Here is an 18,865-nt window from a genome sequence, read left to right on the forward strand (position 1 = left end):
CTCGAGGCCTTTGGTAGCCCTTCCGGGGCCCGCTTCTGGTACACACGGCCGCACGGTCATGGGCGAAAGCTCGGTCAGCGGGGGGGCCCCGGCGCCCGGCGAGGCCCGGGGCGCGGCGCTCTGGGAGCTCGCGCGGCTCTTCTTCCGGCTGGGCGCCACGGCGTTCGGCGGCCCTGCGGCCCACGTCGCGATGATGGAGGACGAGGTGGTCCGCCGGCGCGGCTGGATGACGCGCGAGGACTTCCTCGATCTCTACGGTGCGACGAACCTGATCCCGGGACCCAGCTCGACCGAGCTCGCGATCCACATCGGGCACCGCCGGGCCGGGTGGGCGGGGCTGCTCGTGGCCGGGGCGTGCTTCATCGTTCCGGCGGCGCTCATCACGCTCGGCTTTGCGTGGGGGTATGTCCGGTTCGGCGCCGTGCCGGAGATGTCGGCGCTCCTCTACGGGGTGAAGCCGGTGATCATCGCGGTGGTGGTCCAGGCGCTCTGGGGTCTCGGCCGCGCCGGCCTGCGCTCGAAGCTCTCGGCGGGCCTCGCGGCGCTCTGCGCGGGCGCGAGCCTGCTCGGCGTCCACGAGCTCGCGCTCCTGGCCGGCGCCGGCGCGCTCGCGGTGGCGTTCCGGCTCGCGGCCGGGCGCCCTCGGGGCTCGTCGCCCGGCGTGGCGGGCCTCGTCGTCCCGCTCGCCGGCGGCGCCGCGACGGCCGCGGCCGCGGGGGTGCCGTTCGGGCTCCTGCCGCTGTTCCTGTTCTTTCTCAAGGTGGGTTCGGTCCTCTTCGGGAGCGGCTATGTGCTCCTCGCGTTTCTTCGCGCGGATCTCGTCGAGCGATACGGCTGGATGACCGAGGCGCAGCTGCTCGACGCGGTGGCGGTCGGCCAGGTGACGCCCGGCCCCGTCTTCACGACGGCGACGTTCATCGGGTATTTCCTGGGCGGTGGCCCGGGCGCCCTGGTCGCCACGCTGGGCATCTTCCTCCCGGCGTTCTTCTTCGTCGCGCTGAGCGGCCCGCTGATCCCCCGCGTCCGCCGCTCCGCCGTGGCCTCGGCCTTCCTGGACGGCGTGAACGCGGCGTCGCTCGCGCTGATGGCGGTCGTCTCCTACCGCCTCGCCCGCGCCGCCGTGGTCGACTGGCTCACCGGCGCCCTGGCCCTCGCCGCGGCGCTCCTCCTCGTCCGGTACCGCGTGAGCTCGCTATGGCTCATCGTGGCCGGCGCCGCCATCGGCGTTCTGTCCGTGCACCTCTAGAGCGGTTGGCGTGTCTTCCGCGCCTCACCGGGCCGGCGATCGCATCGAAGCCGGCTCCTCTGCGGCCACCAGCTCCGACCCGGCCCCGATGTAGAACGCGTTCCCCCGCCAGGCGACCCGCCGGTTGGAATAGGCGTTCAGCCAGCAGAAGAACCAGCACAGCGTCCGCAGCGGCTCCGCCAGGACCAGCGCCAGGTTGGAGCGCGCCGGCCGCAGCGCCCTCAGGGCCAGGAACGTCCCAAGGCTCTGCAGCGCCCAGGCGAACAGCCAGACCTCCAGGGCGAGGCGCGTCGGGCTGAGCAGCAATGTCAGCCAGGCGATGAGCAGCGGCGCGTTGAACGGCTCCACCGCGAAGCAGCGCGGGACGAGCGCGCGCCGCATCTTCGCCCAGCGGGTGTGCCGATCCAGCGTGCGCATCAGCGAGCAGCTGGTGTTGCGGTTCTCGATCGGATCCAGGCAGAGATCGACCACGAACCCGCGCGCGCTGAAGCGCTGCCCGAGCACGTCGTCCTCCGCCAGCACGCTGGCCACGCTCTCGAACCCGCCGACCCGCTCGAGATCGGCCCGCCGCATCGCCATCGACTTGCCCACGCTGATCGACCGCCCCGCGAGCTCCGCGGCGGCGACGATCCCGGGCGCGATGAACGCCCCGAGCTGCGCGTTCTCGACCACCGCGCCGAGCGTGCGCTCCCCCGTGCCCGCGACGAGGCTCGAGACGAGCCCCACGCCGGGCCGCATCAAGCGCGACAGGAGCGCGCGGAGGTAGTCCGGGCGAACACGCACGTTCGCGTCCGAGATGACGAGGACGCTGCCCTCCGCCCTGCGCGTGAGCTCGAGGAGCTGCGCCACCTTCGGGTTCAACGCCTCGCCCGGGTCCGTCACGCAGAGCCGCGCCTTCACCTCGGGGTGCGCCTCGATGAAGGCCTGGATCACCGGCACCGCCGGGTCCTCGCGCGAGGCGACGCCGAAGACGAGCTCGTAACAGGGGTAATCGAGGCGGGCGAAGGAGTCGAGGTTGCTGGCGAGCTCGTCATCGACGCCCGCGACAGGCTTGAGGATGCTGACGACCGGGGTCGCCGCGAGCGGCCGCGGCGCGCCGCGCGCCGCTTCGAGGCGGTGCCGGGCGATCCTCAAGAGGAACGAGGCCTGGAGCGTCGCATAGATGGTAGATGACAGCGCCGTCGGCGCGACCGTCGCCAGTGCTCCCCAATCCATGGATGACGATGCTGAACGAGGCGCGTGGCGTCTCGATGGCCGGACCGCAAACCCAGCGCTGCCTTTTCGCGACCAGGGCGTGACAGGAGCTCATCGCCCCCGCGCCGCCCGACGGCGACTCGGCACGATACGCCCCGACCGCCACCGGCGACATCGCCCTTCGCCCGGGGATCCGCCTCCGACGCACGCGCGCCGGCGCCGGGCGAGCGGGGCCGCGCGGCGTGCGACGTGTGACGTGCGACGTCAGGTGATGCGGCCGATCAGCTCTCGCGTGATGTTCTTTTGATGGGACTCGAGCGTGCCGCCGCCGATCTCGAGCAGCTTGGCGTCCCGGAAGAACCGCTCCACCTTGTACTCGGTGCAGTACCCCCAGCCGCCGAGCACCTGCATGGCGTTGTCGGCCACCTCCTTGCCCACCGGCGCTGCGAAGAGCTTCGCCGCGTCCGTCCCGAGGCGGTTTCTCCGGTCGGGGCTGACGCTGCGCGCCACCGAGTAGATGAGGGCGCGCGCCGCCTCGGTCTTGGCGTAGCTCTCCGCGATGTAGCGCTGGATCTGCCCGTGCTCGGCGATGGGCTTGCCGAAGCTCCTCCGCTCTCCGGCGTACTGGATCATGATGTCCAGACAGCGATCCGCGATTCCGAGGCTCATGGCAGCCAGGGTGAGGCGCTCGAGCTCCAGGTTCCTCATCATGTTGCGGATCCCGCCGCCCTCCTGGCCGAGGACGTTCCGGGCGGGCACGACGCAGTCGTCGAAGATGAGCTCGCTCATCGTGCTGGCGCGCATCCCCATCTTCGGCGTCTTCTCGTCGGTCGAGAACCCGGGGAACCCGCGCTCCACCACGAAGGTCGTGATCCTGCCCTCGATGGTCGCATAGACCAGGAAGATCTGGGCCTCGGGGGCGTTCGTGATGAGCGCCTTGCGCCCCTTCAGGATGTACCGATCCCCGTCGCGCCGGGCGAACGTCTTCATGCCGAGCACGTCTGTCCCGCTCGTGGGCTCGGTCATGCCCATCGCGCCGATCCACTCGCCGGAGAGCACCTTCGGCAGGTACCGCGCGCGCTGCTCGTCGCTCCCGGCGTGGAAGAAGTTGTTCACGAACAGCATCGCGTGGGCGAGATACGCGAGCGTGAACCCGGGATCGCTCTTCGCGAGCTCGTGGTGGACGATCACGGCGGCGACCGCGTCCATGCCCGCGCCCCCGTACTCGGAGGGCACGGTCACGCCGAGCAGGCCGAGCTCGCCCAGCCGCTGCATCAGGGGGACGTTGAGGCTGGCGCTCCGGTCGTGCTCGTCGGCCTGCGGCTCGACGACCTCACGGGCGAAATCCCGCACCATCTGCCGCAGCATTCGGTGCTCTTCCGTCGGGTTTTCCAGGTCGCTTTCCATGGCGGAGGATGACGCGCTCATCACCGCCGAACGTAGCACGCGGGAGCGCGCGACCGCGACGGCGTGGCACGCGATTCGCTTCGTCCTCGGGCGGACCGTCTCGAAAGGGCCGTGTATGAAACGCTGGACCGACGTGGTGCTCTGGAGCGTGGTGCTAGTGTCGCTGCTGATGTGGCTGCTCGGCGTGCTCGGCGTGCTGCCCGAGGACGGCTGGCTCAACGTGCTCCTCGTGATCTCCGCCGCTTTCGCGGTCACCGGGATGCTCCGGCAGATGCCCGCTCGGCCCCACCGCTGAGCCGGCGGGCGCCGCCTCGGGCGACTCCGTCTCTGTCGCCGCCGCCGCGGGGCCGTCCTGGCAGCAGCGGACGCCGGTCGAGTAATCGAGGTAGCTCCTCGGGTGGGCCGTGATGAGCGCCTCGCAGCCCGCCCGGGTCGAGCGCGCGTAGAAGCCGCCGGCGAAGGCGCCGCCCGGCTCGTTCACCCACTCATCGAGGTTGCCCACGAGGTCGTAGACCGCGTCGCTGCCCCAGCGGCTCCGGCACCGGGGGCTCCCGCCCGTCTCGCGGAGCAGGGGCTCTCGGGCGCTGCGCACGCGGTTGAGCCGGGGATCCAGGTGGCCCATCGACGCGTTGCCGTGGAGCAGGGCGGCGGGGTGCGCCGGCCGGAAGACATTGCACGCGCCCTCCTCGAACGTGTCGCCGTACGGGTACAGGGTGTCGTCCTCACCGCGGCACGCCGTGACGAACTCGTCGACCGAGCAGAGCCGCTTGCCCGCGGCCGCGCAGGCGCTCTCGGCGACGAGCCCGGTCACGTAGCCGCTCGGCCGCACCCCGAACCTGGAGCGGGCCAGCGCGGCGGTCGCCCGACCGCGCTGCCAGCCAGGGAGCAGCGGCAGCGGGAAGGCGCGGGCGTGGACGTCGCCGATCCGCCGCCGGCCGGTCGACCACTCGGCGAGCGTGATCTCGAGGAGGTTCGGGGTCGACGGGTAGTCGGGCGAGAGCGCCTGCCCGGTGGCGCCGTCGACGAGCATCCCCTCGAAGCGATCGATGCAGAAGCGGCCGCCCGCGATCGCGACCATGTCCGAGGGGCACGCGGGCGCGGCCGGCAGCGCGGGGGCGGGCGCCTCCGCCTTCGCCCCCGCGGCCGGGCGCGCCGCCGCGACCGCGGTCGCCGGCAGCGCGGGGCGCGCGACGCCCGCCTCGGCCTGCGCGTCGAGCCCGCGCGCCGCGCTCCCGAACCACCGCAGGCTGCCGTCGGCCGCCCAGACGACGTCGCCCACCACGCAGGCGCCGGGGGCCGCGAGCTCCGGGACGGTCACGAAGGTTCCCGGCGAGGGCGCCGGGACCGCGCGCCGCGCCGGCTGGCCGTCGACGCAGAGCGCGCCGGTGTCGTCCGTGGGCCACGGCTGCGACGCGAGCTCCGCGCCGTCGTCGTCCAGCCAGACCACGTGGCTCCGGGCCGCGTCGCTGAGCAGCGCGCCTCCCTCGGGCAGGGCGACGAGCCGCACCGTGAGGTCGCCCTCGGCGAGCGGCAGCGACGTCTCGCGCGCGGGGCCGGGCCGGCCGAGCGCGTCGATCGAGAGCGCCACGACCTTGCGCGGATCGCCGGCGCTCACGCCGGCGACGAGGGCCCCGCCGCCCCGGCGCTCGCACGCGTCGAAGCCCGCGCGCACCGGCGACGCGATCGCCACGGCGGGCGCCGCCGCGGCCGCGTTGGGCGGCGCCGGCGTGAGCGCGGCCTGCGCGCCCGGCGCGGTGAGCGCGCCCGAGGCGTCGACCCCGGTGATCTGGAGCCGATCGCCGAGCACCTCGAGGAAGAGCCCCCGCTCGCTGCCGCCGACGAGCGCCGCGCCGCCCTCGTGGGCGCGCCCCCGCAGCGCGGGCACCACGAGCGGCTCGGGCGCGAGCCGCACCACGTCGGTCCTCGCGAGCCACCAGGACGCCCCGATGCGCGCGGCGCGCCGCCGGTCGGCGGGGCGCTCCGGCTCGTCGATCGGCGCGCCCGGCGCGCCCCCGGGCGGCGCGGCGCCGAGGCCCGCTGGCGCGGCCGACGCGGAGATCAGGCCGCGCGCGTCGAGCCGGTGGAGCTGCCCCGCGGCGAAGGCGAGCCCCTCGCCGTCCGCCGCGAACGCGCCCCACGCGAGGCGCGCGCGCCGCGCCGGGAACGGGTCCGGCTCGCGGCGCGGCTGCCCGTCGGCGCGCGAGGCCGAGAAGAGCTCGCCGGCGACCGTCTGGAAGTAGGCGCGATCCCCCGCCCACACGGCGAGCCCCGGATCGTACGCCGGCTGCCCCGCGGCGCGGCGGGCGCCGCTCGCGGCGATGCGCTCGAGCGCGCCGATCTCGGCCGGCGCGAGCGGCGTCGGGTCCGCGAGGCGCGCCGGATCCACGGCGCAGACCGCCCTGGGAGCGGCGCCGGCCGGGAGCCGCTGGAGCGAGGGCGCGACGCGCGTCGCCTGGCAGGCCCCGTTGCGGCCGGTGACGTCGACGGCCACCGCGCCCGCGCTCGCCGTCGCGAGGCGCGGATCCAGGTGGCCGCGCAGCGCGCCGTAGTCGAGATCCCCCTCGGCCACGACCGCGCGCCGGCTCGCGTCGAGCTTGCCGTCCTCGCCGAGCGACGCGAAGGCGATCTGCGCGCTCCCGAGCCATGACGTGCTCGTCTTCTTCGCGCTCGCCGCGTAATAGAGGAGGTCGATCGCGCCGGGCCTCCCGGCGGCGTCGATGAGCCCCATGCCGTCGAGGGGCGGCCGGAACCGCAGCCCGGTGGGGGACGACGCGGTCGCGATCCCCTCGGCCGGCGAGAACCAGCGGATCCGCACCTCGACCTCGGGCAGCGGATCCGGCCGCTTCGGCTGGGGCGCCGCGCGCGGGGCCTTCCTCGGGCGGCCTTCGCGCCCGCGATCCGCGCCGCGCTTCTTCTTGTCGGCCGGGGCGCCGCGGCCGCCGGACGCCTTGTCGGGCCGCCTCGCCGCGGGCGCCTTGCGGGCGGGCGCCTTGCGGGCGGGCTTCGCCGCGGCGGCGCGCTCGCGCGCCGCGCGCTGCGCCTTCGCGGCCACGTCGCGCTTCGCGGGATCGGCGATCTCGAGCTCGAGCAGCGCGATGCGCTCGCCCACGGCCGCCGCCGCGTGCGCGCGGCCCCTCGCGCACGCGCGGGACGCGGCCGAGGCCTCGCCGGGGAGGAACGCCGTCGCGCAGATCTCGCCGTCCTGCGAGGTGAGCAGCGTCGTGCTCCCGCTGGGCGAGGAGAGGGCGCCGGCGAGGTCCTCGTCGACGAGCAGGAGCGGCGGCCCGAGCTCGCCGGTCGCGGCGTCGAGCCGCCTGACCCAGCCGAACCGGTCCGACGACGTCTTGGAGAGGAACACCACCGAGCGGCCGTCGAGCGACGGCTCGACGGTGAACGCGAGCGGCTCGAGCTGCGGCGCGCCGAGCGGGGTGCGCCCGGGTTGCGCCGCGGCGTCGGCCGCCTCCGCGGCGTCGGCCAGCGGCGCCGGGGCGGCGGCCGGCCCGCGGGCGGGGGCGCGCGCCGCCGTGCCGGCGGGCGCGGGCGCCGCCGTCATCGGGCGGCCGGAGCAAGCGCCCGCGCCGCAGGCGAACGGCACGAGCAGGGCAGCGAGGAGGGAGAGGGGCGATCGGGGACGTCGCATGCTTCGCGCGCTCGGCCCCGCTCGCGGCGCGGCCGGGAGGGGGCGGCGGCCGAGCCTAGCGCAGATGGGCCGGCGATCGTCGCCAGGGCGCACGCGCCGCGCGCCGTGGGCTGCGCGCACGCCGGAGCGTGCACCGCGGTGCCGCTCTGTACGGGCCGCGATCGTCGCGGGGCGCGCGCCCGCGGGCACGGCGGCTGCAGCCCGGCAGGGCGGAGAAAAGCCAGGAGGCCTCCATGAACGCGTCGATTCACCGCATGCACGTAACTCTGGGCGCCGCCGCGCTCCTCGCGCTCGTCTCCTCCGGGTGCGGCGGCGAGCGGCGGCCGGCCCAGCCGATCGGCAGGACGCCGACGTTCGAGTCCGAGATGCCCTACGCAGCCGACGGGCAGCCGCCGGGCGCCGGGCACGGGCACTGGCACGGGCACGGACCGCCGCCGTCGGACTCGCGCGAGTTCGGGCGGAGCCCCGCGGAGCAGGGCCGGATGCGCCAGGGCGCGCCAGGCGAGCGGCAGGGCCAGGGCGCGCCGGGCGAGCGGCAGGGCCAGGCGGCGCCGGGCGAGCGGCAGGGCCAGGGCGCGCCGGGCGAGCGGCAGGGCCAGGGCGCGCCAGGCGACCGCGAGGAGCGCGAGCTCTGCGACGAGATCTCCGCGTCGACGAGCGTCAGCGCGCAGGACATCCCGGGCGGCGTGCAGATCGTGCTGACGCCGGTCCCCGGCGCCACCGCGACGTCGCTCGAGCGGCTCGCTCGCCGGCTCGACGCGCACCTCGCCGCGCTCGACCAGGAGGAGCAGCCGCCGCCGGAGGACGGCGTGGCGCGCTGCCGCCTGTTCGACATGGCCCGAGCGGGCGCGCGCGGCAGGGTCGTCGAGGCGGCGGACGGGCTCCGCGTGCTCTTCACGACCGACGACACCGCGAGCGTCTCGACGCTCCGCGAGCAGGCGCGCCGGTTCGTGCAGTACGCTCGCGAGGGACAAGTCCGGTAGGGCTGTCCGAACCCTGGGGCGCCTTCGAGGCGGCGCGCGGGGGCGTGCAGGTGGCGCTCGACCGGCCGTGGAGCGCGGGCTAGCCTGTGCCTGAAGGGTTCCACGATGAGCAAGAAGCTGGATGAAGAGTTGGCCCAGGCGCTGTCTCTCGTAGAGCAGCAGGACACGCCCGCGGTGGTGAAGCCGGCCGCGGCGAGCCCGCCGACCAAGCGCCCGTCGCGCAGCCTCGGCCTGCTCGCGACGCTGCTCGTCATGGTCGGCGCGCTCGTCGCGCTGTTCCTCGTCGGCTTCAAGGAAGCGGCCGTCTACGCGACGCCGGTCGATCAGCTGCTCGCCTCGAAGGAGAAGCTCGCCGGCCGCAAGGTCCGCGTCGAGGGCGAGCTCGTGCCCGGCACGCTGGCCAAGCGCGACACCCCCTGCGAGTACCGCTTCGAGATCCACGGCACGCAGGCGTCGCTGCCCGTGCGCTACGCCCAGTGCGTCATCCCCGACACCTTCCGCGACGTGAAGGGCGGCGGCGTCCAGGTGACCGTCGAGGGCACGCTCAAGCAGGACGGCAACTTCGAGGCGAGCCTCGTGATGGCCAAGTGCACCTCGAAGTACGATCCCAACACGCACGAGATGAAGGGCGGCGCCGAGGCCGGCGAGGGCCCGCTCTCCCTCAAGTGAGCGAGCGCGCCCGCCCGCGGCGCCCGCGCGCGGCGCAGCGCCGGCGGGTCGGGTAGCGCTCGCCTTCTCCCCTGCATCCTCCACACTCCGCCGATGATCTCCCGTGACCGCCGGTTGCTGAGCCCCGTCGGCGACGGACGCAGCTCGCCCGTGCCGGGCGAACCGCCCTCTGACCGCGCCGGCGCGTCGAAGCCCGTCGGCCCCATCCTGACGGCGCAGCACGCGCTCACCCTCCTGCCGGGCATGGAGGCGGTGCTGGGCTCGATCTTCCGCGACGTCGAGCGCGCCGAGCGGCGCGTCGATATCGAGACGTACATCTACCGCGACGACCTGCTCGGGGGCTCGTTCGCGGACGTCATGGGGCGGGCCGCGGCGCGCGGCGTGCGCACGCGGCTCCTCTACGATCCGCTCGGCTCGCACGAGACCGACGCCCCGTTCTTCGACGAGCTCCGGCGCCGCAACATCGAGGTCCGCGCCTACCGCCCGATGGCGTCCAGCCTCGGCCGCGGCGGGCTCCTGCCGCGGGATCACTCGCGCGTCATCGTGATCGACGAGCTCGCCTACACCGGCGGCGCTGCGTGGGGAGACGAGTGGCTCCCCGAGCGGCGCGGCGGCAAGGGGTGGCACGACGTCTGTATGCGCCTCGAGGGCCCCTGCGTCGAAGACTTCGCCTTCCTCTTCGAGCAGCGCTGGCGCGAGGCCGACGGCGGCTCCGAGGGGCTGCGCGACTACGCGACCGGGCGCAAGTACCCGGATCTCGAGCTCGTCGCGGACACGCCGGACGACAACGCGCGGGTCTACGGCCGCTACCGCGCGGCGATCCGGCGGGCGAGGGAGCGCGTCTGGATCGAGAACGCCTATTTCTTCCCGCCCGCCGGGATGCTCAAGGATCTCGTCGACGCGGCCTCGCGCGGCGTCGACGTCCAGATCATCCTCCCCGGCGAGACCGATCTGCCCATCATCCAGCGCGCCGCGCGCGCCGAGCACGCCGCGTGGCTCGATCGGGGCTTCAAGCTCTTCGAGTACCAGCGGGACGTCATGCACTCGAAATTCGCGCTCATCGACGACGACTGGTGCACGATAGGCACGTTCAACGCGAACCCGAGCAGCCTGAGCGCCGTCAACGAGGTGAATCTCTTCGTGTTCGAGCCGGCGTTCGTCGCGCAGGTGGCGGACCTGTTCTCGAGGGACAGGGCGGCCTCGCGGCCGGTGACCCGGGGCACGCTCGCGGAGCGGTCGCTCCAGGCCAAGGCCGCGGACTGGCTCGCTCACGGGGCCTTGAGCCTCCTCGACAAGCTGGTTAAGACATCCCCGGACTGACGCCCGAGGAGGAGGCATTTGAGCCAGGATCGCGACCTCGACATCTTGACCCAGAACATCTGGGGGGGAGTCGCCCTCTGGGAGCGGCGCCGGGCGATGCTGGCCCGGCTCATCGGCGATCTGCGCCCCTGCATCATCGGGCTCCAGGAGGTGCACGCGCAGGGCGCGAGCGGCGACCTCGGCCAGGCCGGCGAGCTCTCGCGGCTCGTCGGCGGATACCGGGCCTGGTTCGCGCCGGGGCGGGTCGCCGCGGGCGGCGAGTGCGAGGGGGTCGCGCTGCTCTGCCGGGACGACATCGAGGTGCTCGATCACTCCGTGGAGGCGCTCACGCTCGACCGCGACGACCCGTTCGAGCGCGACAGCCAGCGCGTCGTCCTGCGCGCCGCGATCCGGCGCGCGGGCGCGGTGATCGACGTGCTCGTCACGCACCTCTCGCTGTCGAAGCGCGCGCGGGCGCGCACCGTGCGCGAGCTCGTGAGCTTCGCCGCGCGCGAGCGCGAGAAGTCGAAGAGCCTCGGCGCCGTGCTGATGGGCGACTTCAACGCGCTCCCGAGCGAGGAGGCGGTCTGTTACCTCCAGGCGAGCGCCGGAGAGGGCTCCTGGCTCGACGCCTGGTCGCAGACGCACCCCGGCAAGACCGGCGGCACCTGGCCGGCGGGCCTCCCGCTGCGCCGCATCGACTATGTCTTCGTCCAGCCGGGGGAGGGGTGGACGATCACGCGCTGCGAGCGGGCGCCGTTCTCCGGCTCGGATCACCACGGCGTGGTCGTGGGGCTGCGGCTCGGCGCCTGACGGGCGGAGCGCCGCGCGCCCGGACGATCCCCCGGCGGCGCTCGACGGATGAGGCCGGCGTCCCGCCCAGGGCGGCGCGCGCCTCGCTCCACAGCGCAGAACGAGATTCGGGGGGCATGCGTAAGGAGCGTAAGGAGCGTAAGGAGCGTAAGGGTGAATCGCGCGTATTGAACCCGCCGCGGCAGACCGGGTAGGCTGGCGGTTCATGAGCAGACTGCTGATCTTGGGGGCGACTGGGGGCACGGGCGCCGCGTTGGTCCGTCAGGCCCTGGAAGCTGGCCACGAGGTCTCCGCATTCGCGCGGACGCCGGCCAGCATCCCTGTCCCGCACCACGAGCGGCTGCGCGCGCTCCGGGGCGACATCATGGATGCCGAGCAGGTGTCGCGCGCCGTGTCCGGCCACGACGCGGTCCTCTCCGCCGTCGGGTCGCGCGGCCTGGGCCCGACGCGCGTCTACTCCGAGGGCGTCGCCAACGTCCTCCGCGCGATGAAGGAGCACCGCGTCCGCCGCCTGATCGCGGTCACCTCGGCGGGCGTCGGCGACGATCAGCAGAGCGCGCTGTGGTTCCGCGTCCTCGTGAAGCCGCTGCTCCGCAACCGGTATTCCGACATGCAGCGCATGGAAGAGGCCGTCCGCCAGAGCGATGTGGCCTGGACCGTCGTGCGCCCGCCCAAGCTCACGGACGGACGGCTCACCAAGGATTACCGCGCCAGCGTCGATCACCTGCCGATGGGCGGTTACTTCTTTGCTGGTCCCACCATCTCTCGCGAGGACGTCGCGCATTTCATGCTCTCCCAGATCGACAGCGACGAATACCTGCGCAAGACGGTCGTCGTGACGCACTGAGGCTCGGCGCGCGCGCTGTCCCTTGACGCAACGGTGGGGCTTGGGTCTGCTGCCGGCCACGCCGCCGCGGCGAGCCTGCGGCGCTCCTAACGTGATGGTCGCGCTCGCCATGATGTCCGCGACCGCGCCCAGCCGAGGCCCGAGCTCCATGATGTTTTATCGCAGGACCGCGCTCCCGTTGTTTCTCGGTCTGGGGGCTCCGGCCCTGATCGGGTGTGAGCTGCTCGTCGCCGTCGACCGCAGCAAGATCGATGCGCCGGCGGCCGGCAGCGGCGGCGAGGCCGGCAGCGGCGGCGAGGCCGGCGAAAGCGGCGAGGCGGGCAGCGGCGGCGGGGGCGGCGCGCCAGGCGCGGTGTGCGGCGACGGGGCCGTCGGCGCGCCCGCCGAGGCGTGCGACGATGGGAATCGGACGGCCGGCGACGGGTGCGATCCGGGCTGCGCGATCGAGCCCGGGTTCGCCTGCGCCGGGTCGCCGAGCGCGTGCACCGCGGGGTGCGGCGACGGCGCGCTGGGCGGCTCGGAGACGTGCGATGACGGCGGCGACGAGGACGGCGATTGCTGCTCGCGCGCCTGTCAGGTGGAGCCCGGGTGCGAGGTCGAGCCGAACGACGGCTTCGCGTCCGCCAATGACGCCTTCTCCATCGCGCCGGACGGCCGCATCCGCGCGTTCATCGATCCCGAAGGCGATGTGGACGTGTTCTCGGTGACCGTCCCCGACGGCGCGCTCGGGCGCCTCGAGGCGGAGACGCGCGACGGCCCGCTGGGCACGACGTGCAGCTCGCTCGGCGTCGACACTTACCTGACGATCGTCGACGGCAGGCTCGAGACGATCGCGGACCACGACGACATCGACGAAGACAACTACTGCTCTCACCTCGTGCTGGAGAAGCTGAGTCCCGGCGAATACCTCGTCAGCGTGCAGATCTCCCCTGCCGCGGAGCCCGCCACCTTCGACTACACGCTCTCGCTCACGCTGGACACCTCGGTGTGCGGCGACGGCGCGCTCGAGGGCCCGGAGCTCTGCGACGACGGGAACACGGTCGGCGGCGACGGCTGCAGCGCCGCGTGCGAGCTGGACACCCCGCTCCCCGAGGTCGAGCCGAACGACACCGCGGCGGAGGCCGACGCGCGCGCCGCGCTCCGGCCGAACGCGCTCGTCTCGGGGGCGATCGCGCCGCTCGGCGACGTCGATGTCTTCGCCTTCGAGGTGCCGAGCGTCGCGGAGATCCTGCTCGCCACGTTCAGCCCAGGGAGCCTGAGCGCGTGCGTCCAGGGGGTCGACACCTTCCTTCAGCTGCTCGACGTGGACGGCGCGACGGTGCTGGCGAGCGACGACGACAGCGGCCCCGAGGCCTGCTCGCTCATCGACGCGAGCGTCGCGCCGTGGGCGACCCAGCTCCAGCCGGGCACGTATTACGTCGCTGTCGAGGAGTTCTCCAACGACGCCACGATCCCCGGCTACGACCTCCTTGTCGTGTTCACCGCGCTCTGCGGCGACGGCGTGGTCGAGGGGGCGGAGGCGTGCGACGGCGGCGAGGGGTGCTCCGCGGCGTGCGCGCGCATCCAGGTGTGCGGCGACGGCGTGGTCGACGGCGCCGAGACGTGCGACGACGGCGACACCGAGAGCGGAGACGGCTGCAGCGCCGCGTGCGAGCTCGAGGGGACGCTCCCGGAGATCGAGCCGAACGACGCGCCGGACCAGGCGACCGCGGGGCAGGCGACCGCGACGGGCGCGCTGTTCACCGCGTCGATCGATCCGCCGGGCGAGATCGACTATTTCGCCGTCGAGGTCCCCGGCGTGGCCGACCTCGATCTGGAGACGTTCGACGCGAGCGGCCCGCGCTCGTGCCGCGACGTCGACACGGTGATGCAGCTCCTCTCGCCGGAAGGCGCCGTGATGGCGGAGGACGACGACGGCGGCGAGGGCGCGTGCTCGCGCATCCAGGCCGCCATCCCCGCGCCGGGCACGTATCTCGTGCGCGTCGAGGAGTACGGCAGCGGCTATATCGGCGGATACACGCTGCGCGCGCGGACGACGGCCGTCTGCGGCGACGGCCGCGTCGAGGGCCTGGAGGAGTGCGACGGCGGCCCCGCGTGCGGGCCTGCGTGCCAGCGCGTCCCGGTGTGCGGCGACGGCCTCATCGACGCTCCCGAGGTCTGCGACGACGGCAATACCGACGGCGGGGACGGCTGCGACGCCGCGTGCCGGCTCGAGGGGGCGACGGCCGAGATCGAGCCCAACGCGACGCCTGCCGAGGCCGACGCGAACGGCGCCGTGGCGCCGGGAGCGCTCGTGTCCGGCGCGATCGAGCCGGAGGGCGACGTCGATCTCTTCGCCTTGCAACTCACCACCATCTCCGACCTCCGGCTCGAGACCTTCGACTCGAGCGGCCCCGACCGCTGCGCCGGCGTCGACACCGCCCTCGCGCTCCTCGCGGCGGACGGCGCGACCGTGCTCGCGTCCGACGACGACGGCGGCGTGGGCGCCTGCTCGCTCATCGACTCGACGAGCCCGGGCGGCGCCGCGGCGCGCGGCCTCTCGCCGGGGACGTACTATGTCAGTGTCCGCGGCTTCCCCGAGCTGCCCGGGGCGCGCTACACGCTGCGCGTCTCGCTCGACGCCTCGTGCGGCAACGGCGTGACGGAGGGCACGGAGGAGTGCGACGGCGGCGCGCTCTGCGATCCGCGCTGCGAGCGGGTCGCGGTCTGCGGCGACGGCCTCCGCGACGCGCCGGAGGGGTGCGACGACGGCAACGCCGCGGGCGGGGACGGGTGCAGCGCCGCCTGCCAGCTCGAAGCGGTGACCGCGGAGATCGAGCCGAACGACACCCCCGAGGAGGCGCGGGCGAGCGATCTCGTGATCGCGGGCGACGCGCTCGTCGCGGCGAGCCTCGCCGCGGGCGACAGGGATGTCTTTCCCATGAGCTTGCGTGTCGCCTCGGTCGTGCGCCTCGAGGTCTTCGACGGCACCGCCGCGGGCTGCGCGGGGGACATCGCCACGACGCTCCGCGTGCGGGACGCCGAGGGGGCGCCCGTCGCGACCGACGAGGGGCTCTCCGACGCCGAGGTCGCGGGCGGCATCGGCGGCTGCTCGGCGCTCGTCCTGGCGCTGCCCGCCGGTGACTACGATATCGAGGCGGCGTCGCGGGACGGCGGCGCGGCGATCCCGCTCTACCTCCTCCAGGCGAAGATCCTCGAGTCCGCCGGCGCCGAGGCCGAGCCGAACGGCACCATCGCCGAGGCGAACGGGCCGATCGGCTCCGACGTCTTCATCGCCGGCGCGCGGACGAGCGACGACTTCGATTTCTACGCCGTGGATCTCCCGGAGGGCCGCTCGATCCGCGCGGAGATCGTCGAGGGCGGCGCGGAGACGTGCGAGTCGCTCGAGATCGACAGCCGGCTGTCGCTGCTCGACGCCGAGGGCGCGCTCATCGCGGACGACGACGACGGCGGCCGGGGGCGCTGCTCGCTCCTCGACGGCACCGGGGACGCCCCGCGCCACCCCGGCGCGCACGCGCTCCCGGCGGGAACATACTTCCTCCGCGTCCGCGCCGCGTCGGGCGCGTCGGGCTCCGCGGCCCTCTTCGAGTACCGGCTGGCCGTCACCCTCCGCTGACGCGCGGCGCCCCCGCGCGTCCGGGGTCGCTGCGCCCACGTCCCGCCGAGACGCGGCGCGCCCGCTCCGGGCGCCGCCGGGGGGCCGGGACGAACCCGGCCCGCCGCGGCGACTCGATGTCTCGATATCCCATCATCGCGAGACTGCCGCGCTCCGCCGCGCCGCGGTGTGGCTCCGCGGTGCTCAGCGGCGTCACATGAGGGGTCAGGACCCACAAGCATCCTCGGGAGTCGCTCGCGAGCGTTCGCGCGCATTCCGCGTGTTCCTTCCTCGCGCGCCGTCGCGTGCGCTCCCGCCGTCACACGCGGCCTGGACCGCTCTTCGCAGCGCCGCCGCACAGCGCCTCTCGCGGCGCAGGTGCGTGATGATTCGGCTGGATGTGGGAGCCCATGGGGTGCGTTCGAGGCAGAGGGCATGAGAGCATAGTCGAGGAGTGCCGGTATTCTCCCTGGTTCTATCTCCGTCGTGTTTTCGAGCGGAAGACTGCCAGTCAAAAGTGCTTGCGCGAACGCGCGGGGAGAATAGTCTCCTGTTGTTCGCTTCATGACCTCGGGGCGGGTTCCTCCGGGAGCGTGGCCATGACGGGCCGACGACGACGCGCGTCGCGCCCGCCGGGCCATCGCTCTCCTGGCGCAGGCCCCGGGGCATGAATCCCTTGGGTGACGATCTGGATAGGTATCTGCATCAAACTTCACCACAGATTCGATTCCTCGGAGGTATTTCTCATGAAGAAGATTGCTCGTTGGACGCTCGCTTTCGCTGCGGTGATGTCGGTCTCTGGCAGCGCCATGGCCATCAATCAGGCTTGCGGTTACGATGTCGTGCTCAAGAACGGGCTGCGGAGTATCCCTGCCGGTAAGTTCGCTTGCGGCCTGGCCGAGCAGAGCGGCGACTTGTGGAGAGACGACTGCGTGTACGCGTGCAAGTGGGGCGTCATGGCGGCCCCGGGCGCCGCCGTGAGCGCCAACCTCGTCCTCCGCCAGGCGACGACGCTCGGGCATTTTGCCTGCGATGAGATCTCGTATCAGTTCACGGACTCGGACATCTGCATGGACTCCTTCGGCCCGAACTACGGCATCGACACACGGTGGCAGAAGGCGATCCTGGCCAGCTTCATCGCCATGGAGGACGGCTACAACGGCGTGATGAAGTCGGTGTTGCGGTACCACTCGCCGCTGTCGTTCGCCCTGACCGGCACGTTCACGCCGAGTGGTGGCTGCTGATGCCGGTGCGTCGCTGAGACCGGTCTCCATCGGGCTCTGAAGCGACGCCCAGCGCTCGACCGATCGGCGAGGGTCTCCCCGCAGAAAGCCCTCAGTAACGGCCCCGGGCAGGACGGGGAGGCGTTCGTCGATCGCGTCGTGCGGAGCGAGGAGGGGACGCCGGCAGCCGCCGGCGGCCCCTTCTCTTTCTCCGCCTCCATCGAGCGTCCGGCGCAGAGCTCTAGCCAAGTCAACTTGTCTGGAGGAACAATGATGCAACCGAGTACGTCGCAACGGCCCCCGTCGCGCCGGCGCCTGTGGATCGCCGTCGGACTTCTCCTGGCTGCCCTCGCCGGCGTGGCCCTCTTCCTCGCCCTCCGTCCGGCGGGCGAGCCGACCGGCGGCGGGAAGGCCCCGGCCGCCGCGGCGGAGAAGCGGGCTCGCTACCGCAACAGGGCGGTTCTCCGCGGCGGCGCGCCCGCGGCGCAGCCGGAGGCGCGGCCCACGATCAGCGGCCATGTCTACGGCAGCGACGGGAACACCATCGCGGGCGCGACGGTCGTGGCGTCGACCTTCGAGGTCGCCGGCAACGTGCTCTCGACGGCGGGCTCGGTGAAGAGCGACGAGGGCGGGCGGTTCGAGCTCGCGCTCCCGGACGGCACCTATCAGCTGAACGCGAGCGCCGAGGGGTACGGGACCACGTCGACCACGGCGCACGCCGGCGAGGCGGTGAGCCTCGTGCTGTCGAGGAGCGGCGTCATCGAGGGGCGCGTGCTGGACGAGCGGGGCGAGCCCGTGCGGCGCTTCGCGCTCGACGTCCTCTCGGCCGTGACGGCGGAGACCCCTGCGACGCCGCCGCTGTTCTCGCGCACGTTCGACAGCCCGGACGGCTCGTTCCGCATCGATCAGCTGCCCTCCTGGCAGTTCACCGTCAGGGCGACCGCGGCGGGGTTCGCGCCAACGTTCTCTCCGATGATCGCCGTGGCAGCCGGGGACGTCGAGAAGGTGGATTTGACCCTCTCCCAGGGGTGTATTCTGACCGGGCGCGCGGTGGACGCGTCCGGCGCTCCGCTGCCGGGCGTGTACGTCGACGCCGAGTCGCTGATCGCCGTCGGCGAGATGAGCCCCGTCGCCATGGAGGCCGCCGCCCAGGCGCAGACCGAGGACGACGGCTCGTTCAGCCTGCCGCACGTGCCGAAGGGCACGGTCGTCGTCCGCGGCTATGACGGGAGCAACGCCGTGAGCTCGATGGAGATCGAGGTCTCGAGCTGCGACGGCCTCCCGCCGGTGAAGCTCGTGATGTCGCCCGGCGGCAGCCTCTCCGGCGTGGCGCGCGACGCCGACGGCAAGCCCATCGCGGGCGCCCGGATCACGCTGGCGCACCGGCCGATCGGCTTCGTGAACACGGTGAGCGACGCCCAGGGCCGCTTCGAGTTCGATCAGGTCCCGTCCGGCGCGCTCCGCGTGATCATGCAGCGCGGCGAGCAGGTGATGATGGCGGGCGTCGAGATCGCGGAGGGGAAGACAACGCAGCAGGACATCGCCTTTCCGCCCCAGGGCACAGGGGAGATCCGCGGCCGCGTCACCGTGGGTGGCAAGCCGCTCCCGGGGGCTCGCCTCGTGCTGGCCACCTCCGTGGGGGACGAGGGCGCCATCGGCATGTATTACCCTGTCACGGCGGAGGACGGCTCGTACCGCGCGTCCGGGCTCCCGCCCGGCCCCTACATCCTGAACGTCGAGTCGACGAGCACCGGGGCCGGCCTGCGGGTGAGGCCGGGCGAGGTCGCGACGATGGATCTCCAGGTCGTCGACCCGCCGAGCATGAAGGGCAAGGAGGCCGTGCTCCCGCCGCCCCAGTGACTTCAGCGCCGGCGGCGCTCCCCGGCTGTCCGGAGGCCGAGCCTCCCGGACGGCCGGTTCGCGTTTGTGGCGGCGGCGCGCGCCGACCG

General features: G+C 73.7%; 12 protein-coding genes. 9 read left to right on the top strand and 3 right to left on the bottom strand.

The genetic code is table 11. The annotated features are described in order from the left end of the window. The first annotated feature begins 58 nt into the window (after window positions 1-58). Window positions 59-1,246, top strand: a complete 1,188-nt coding sequence (chrA, locus tag WMF33_RS49675; RefSeq protein WP_437335125.1) for a chromate efflux transporter — start codon at window positions 59-61, stop codon at window positions 1,244-1,246. A 24-nt stretch (window positions 1,247-1,270) separates the two neighbouring features. Here the strand turns inward: chrA and WMF33_RS49680 are convergent, their stop codons facing one another. The 3 genes from WMF33_RS49680 to WMF33_RS49690 form a co-directional block, all read right to left on the bottom strand. After that, window positions 1,271-2,461: a glycosyltransferase gene (locus tag WMF33_RS49680; RefSeq protein ID WP_437335126.1), complete on the bottom strand. Its 1,191-nt coding sequence runs from the start codon at window positions 2,459-2,461 to the stop codon at window positions 1,271-1,273. Between the two features lie 243 nt (window positions 2,462-2,704). Beyond that, a complete protein-coding gene (locus WMF33_RS49685) occupies window positions 2,705-3,847 on the bottom strand; it encodes an acyl-CoA dehydrogenase family protein (RefSeq protein WP_437335127.1) in 1,143 nt (380 codons plus the stop codon). A gap of 154 nt (window positions 3,848-4,001) precedes the next feature. After that, window positions 4,002-7,487 (bottom strand): hypothetical protein, encoded by a 3,486-nt coding sequence (locus WMF33_RS49690; protein ID WP_437335128.1) that lies wholly within the window; start codon window positions 7,485-7,487, stop codon window positions 4,002-4,004. 233 nt (window positions 7,488-7,720) lie between these two features. On the opposite strand from WMF33_RS49690, the gene WMF33_RS49695 reads away from it, so the two are divergent. From WMF33_RS49695 to WMF33_RS49730, 8 genes are all read left to right on the top strand, one after another. Further along, on the top strand, window positions 7,721-8,470 hold the full coding sequence (locus WMF33_RS49695; protein ID WP_437335129.1) for a hypothetical protein: 750 nt from the start codon (window positions 7,721-7,723) through the stop codon (window positions 8,468-8,470). Between the two features lie 105 nt (window positions 8,471-8,575). After that, window positions 8,576-9,139: a cytochrome c maturation protein CcmE gene (locus WMF33_RS49700; protein ID WP_061621774.1), complete on the top strand. Its 564-nt coding sequence runs from the start codon at window positions 8,576-8,578 to the stop codon at window positions 9,137-9,139. Window positions 9,140-9,232: 93 nt separating this feature from the next. Then, a complete protein-coding gene (locus WMF33_RS49705) occupies window positions 9,233-10,459 on the top strand; it encodes a phospholipase D-like domain-containing protein (RefSeq protein ID WP_437335130.1) in 1,227 nt (408 codons plus the stop codon). A gap of 18 nt (window positions 10,460-10,477) precedes the next feature. Beyond that, a complete protein-coding gene (locus WMF33_RS49710) occupies window positions 10,478-11,251 on the top strand; it encodes an endonuclease/exonuclease/phosphatase family protein (protein ID WP_437335131.1) in 774 nt (257 codons plus the stop codon). Between the two features lie 205 nt (window positions 11,252-11,456). Continuing rightward, entirely contained in the window at window positions 11,457-12,098 is a 642-nt protein-coding gene (locus WMF33_RS49715; RefSeq protein WP_437335132.1) for an NAD(P)-dependent oxidoreductase, read from the top strand. Window positions 12,099-12,246: 148 nt separating this feature from the next. Further along, on the top strand, window positions 12,247-15,714 hold the full coding sequence (locus WMF33_RS49720; protein ID WP_437335133.1) for a DVUA0089 family protein: 3,468 nt from the start codon (window positions 12,247-12,249) through the stop codon (window positions 15,712-15,714). Between the two features lie 725 nt (window positions 15,715-16,439). After that, window positions 16,440-16,937: a hypothetical protein gene (locus tag WMF33_RS49725; protein ID WP_437335134.1), complete on the top strand. Its 498-nt coding sequence runs from the start codon at window positions 16,440-16,442 to the stop codon at window positions 16,935-16,937. Between the two features lie 252 nt (window positions 16,938-17,189). Beyond that, complete coding sequence (locus tag WMF33_RS49730; protein WP_437335135.1) at window positions 17,190-18,776, top strand: MSCRAMM family protein; 1,587 nt, start codon at window positions 17,190-17,192, stop codon at window positions 18,774-18,776. Window positions 18,777-18,865 lie beyond the last annotated feature (89 nt).

The organism is Sorangium sp. So ce394 (genome assembly GCF_051474665.1).
GTDB classification, from domain to species: Bacteria; Myxococcota_A; Polyangia; order Polyangiales; family Polyangiaceae; genus Sorangium; species Sorangium cellulosum_D.